We start from the raw sequence: 2,559 nt of genomic DNA, 5'->3' as shown, positions 1-2,559 counted from the left end.
GGTGCTGCTGCATTTATCCCTGGCTCTCTCATTCTTGATAATAAAGAAAGAATTGAGTGCAATGGTGATATGGGCACTGTATCTATCGATAAAGAAATGGTATACAGACTGGGAGACGTATTAGAAGTCGTTCTCTCTGAGGTTAACCAAGAAAACCGCAGCTTAGTCGCTAAGCCAACTCAAGTCTTTGCAGATCAACCAAGCAAAGAGGAAGAAGCAAGCGAACAAGCGAGCTAATCCTTATTGAACAACTCTTCTAAAGGCGCTAATAATTGGCGCCTTTTTTATTGCCGTCTCGCTAAAAATAACAACAAAACAAGCTATTATTGCTATATAACACTAAGTAACTTAATGCATATTAGGTTCAGTGAGGAAGCATTTAAGCAATCAGAACGTCAAAGAAGTGTGTATGCCATCAATCAATGTCACTCAATTTAGAAATTTCACCCCCAGGAAACGGGAACGGTACCCCGCCTCGAGAAATGGTATCTTTATCGTTCGTCAAGGCAGTATCTCTTTTGCATTACCCGATGGCACTCAAGCCTCTCTCCAAGCTGGTGAATTTGCACTCTACAATTCAGGTGAAATACAAGACGTTTCAGTCCATACCGAACAAGGCGAGTTCAACGCCATCTGTTTAGATTTCGACCTTTCTATTTTTCAAAAATTCATCAATCAATTTGGTGACCTCGAATCAGTAAGACCACCCGAGAAATACCTCAAGTTCAACGCCGAAGACCGTAACTTAGACCAACTCAAAGAGATGCTCTTAACACTGGCTAGTGCACCGACTCAAAATGACTACGCAGTCACCCAGTTGAGCCTAGCACTGCTCTCGTTGATGGTCGAAGCACACCCTTCACTGCTCGCTGTAATTGGCAGAGCATCAAAGCTGACAGTGACGCAGAAGGTAATTAACTACATTGAGCAAAACATCGAGAACAACATCTCTCTTGATACGTTGGCAAGCTATATGGGCATGTCTCCTGCGACCTTGAAGCGACGCTTGTCTGCAGAAGATCTCTCATTTTCAAATCTATTAAAGATTAAGCGAATTGCTCATGCTGCGACGCAATTGCGAACATCAACCAAATCGATCACGCAGATCGCCTACGAATCCGGCTTCAAAAGTGCCGCACACTTCAGTACCGCATTTAAAACCTATCACGGAAAAACACCGAAAGACTTCCGCGCACTGATTGCACAAAGTCACGCAATGAGCACGGGCGTTGAAATCAAGGCAAGATAAGTCGCGATAAAAAGACTTTAAAAATATGCTTTAAACGATCAGACCCAAAAGTAAGTTTTTGGGTCTTTTTCTATTTCGTGGAGAATTAATTCCAAATCCTTTGAACGAGATAGATAAGGGTAAGGACCCCAGAGAACCGAATCGCCTTGCGCTCCTTCATCTAAGGGTACTTCAACCAGCCATGTAGAATCGCTGGAGTTAAACACGACGCGTGCTACATCATCTGTATAGTCGCTATGGGATGAGTCTAATAGATAGTGAGCTTTCGAAAAAACAACACCGCCCTCGCACTCTTCAAAGAGCGATTTTCCTAACTCAACGGGCAAACTTTGATTGCGTGAAGTGCATAGCTTTTCAGCACCATGTAGAAGTCGACTAAGCTCTATTTGTACTACCGACATCCACTTCCCTCCTTGACACCAATTCGTCTGGCGAACAATCCTAACTAGAGCTTAGAACTGAACTCTTCGTTTAGCGAACAAGACTTTATGAAATGTGAGCAGGCATTTATGAAATGTGAACCAAACTGCCATAATTCAACCGCATGGAGTTTCACAAAAATGTCATATTAGCTACATATGATAGGCGGCAAATATAATCTAATAGGAGTTGTATATGTTACGAGTCGCTCTTGCCTCTCTTTTATCACTAGCTTTATCTTCTCAAACCGTTCTGGCGCAAGAAACCACAATTTCAGGCTCGACCTCTGTCGCTCGTGTTATGGATGTGTTGGCTGAAGAGTACAATAAAACTCACGCTGACAATTACATCGCTGTTCAAGGCATAGGCTCAACGGCTGGTATCACTATGGTGAACAAAGGCGTTACAGACCTTGGGATGAGCTCTCGTCGTTTGACCGACCAAGAGCAAACGGATGACTTAGCCGTTAAACCTATCGCATACGATGGCTTGGCTGTTGTCGTGAACCGCTCAAACGGACTGACTAACATCACTCGCGAGCAGTTATTCAATATCTACAAGGGTAAAGTCACGAACTGGAAAGAGATTGGTGGTGCAGATCAACCAATCGCAGTGGTTACCCGTGAAGCGTCTTCTGGCTCTCGTTACAGTTTTGAAAGCCTAATGGGCCTGACTAGAATCATCAACGACCGCATGGTTTCAGATATCAACCCAAACAACTTGGTTGTAAACAGCAACAGCATGGTTAAAACCATCGTCAATCACAACCCACACGCGATTGGATTTGTGTCGGTGGGTTCGATAGACCGCTCAATCAAAGCAATCTCGTTTAATGGCGTGGAGCCAAGCTCTAAAAACATCGCCAATCACAGTTACGAATTGGCTCGTCC

Annotated in this window: 3 protein-coding genes and 1 pseudogene; 3 read left to right on the top strand and 1 reads right to left on the bottom strand. The window is 43.8% G+C overall.

All coding sequences use genetic code 11. The features are described from left to right. Positions 1–237: pseudogene (locus tag KI743_RS24545) on the top strand (exoribonuclease II); the annotation flags it as partial. 172 nt (positions 238–409) lie between these two features. Beyond that, positions 410–1,249, top strand: coding sequence for an AraC family transcriptional regulator (locus tag KI743_RS24540; protein ID WP_285468602.1), 840 nt, complete (start codon positions 410–412; stop codon positions 1,247–1,249). Between the two features lie 38 nt (positions 1,250–1,287). Here KI743_RS24540 and KI743_RS24535 read toward each other — a convergent pair whose 3' ends face one another. Continuing rightward, on the bottom strand, positions 1,288–1,650 hold the full coding sequence (locus KI743_RS24535; RefSeq protein ID WP_150870085.1) for a DUF3024 domain-containing protein: 363 nt from the start codon (positions 1,648–1,650) through the stop codon (positions 1,288–1,290). 214 nt (positions 1,651–1,864) lie between these two features. Here KI743_RS24535 and KI743_RS24530 point away from each other — a divergent pair. Further along, positions 1,865–2,559 (top strand): phosphate ABC transporter substrate-binding protein (locus KI743_RS24530; RefSeq protein WP_285468599.1); only part of this gene is annotated, 695 nt, incomplete at its 3' end.

It is taken from the genome of Vibrio sp. D420a, from assembly GCF_030248625.1.
Taxonomy (GTDB): Bacteria; Pseudomonadota; Gammaproteobacteria; order Enterobacterales; family Vibrionaceae; genus Vibrio; species Vibrio fortis_A.
This window is presented reverse-complemented; position numbering and strand designations above follow the sequence as displayed.

Excerpts from the sequence above, each read along its gene's own strand:
- KI743_RS24540 (WP_285468602.1), top strand. The coding sequence starts at position 410 with ATGCCATCAATCAATGTCACTCAATTTAGAAATTTCACCCCCAGGAAA.
- KI743_RS24535 (WP_150870085.1), bottom strand. The coding sequence starts at position 1,650 with ATGTCGGTAGTACAAATAGAGCTTAGTCGACTTCTACATGGTGCTGAA.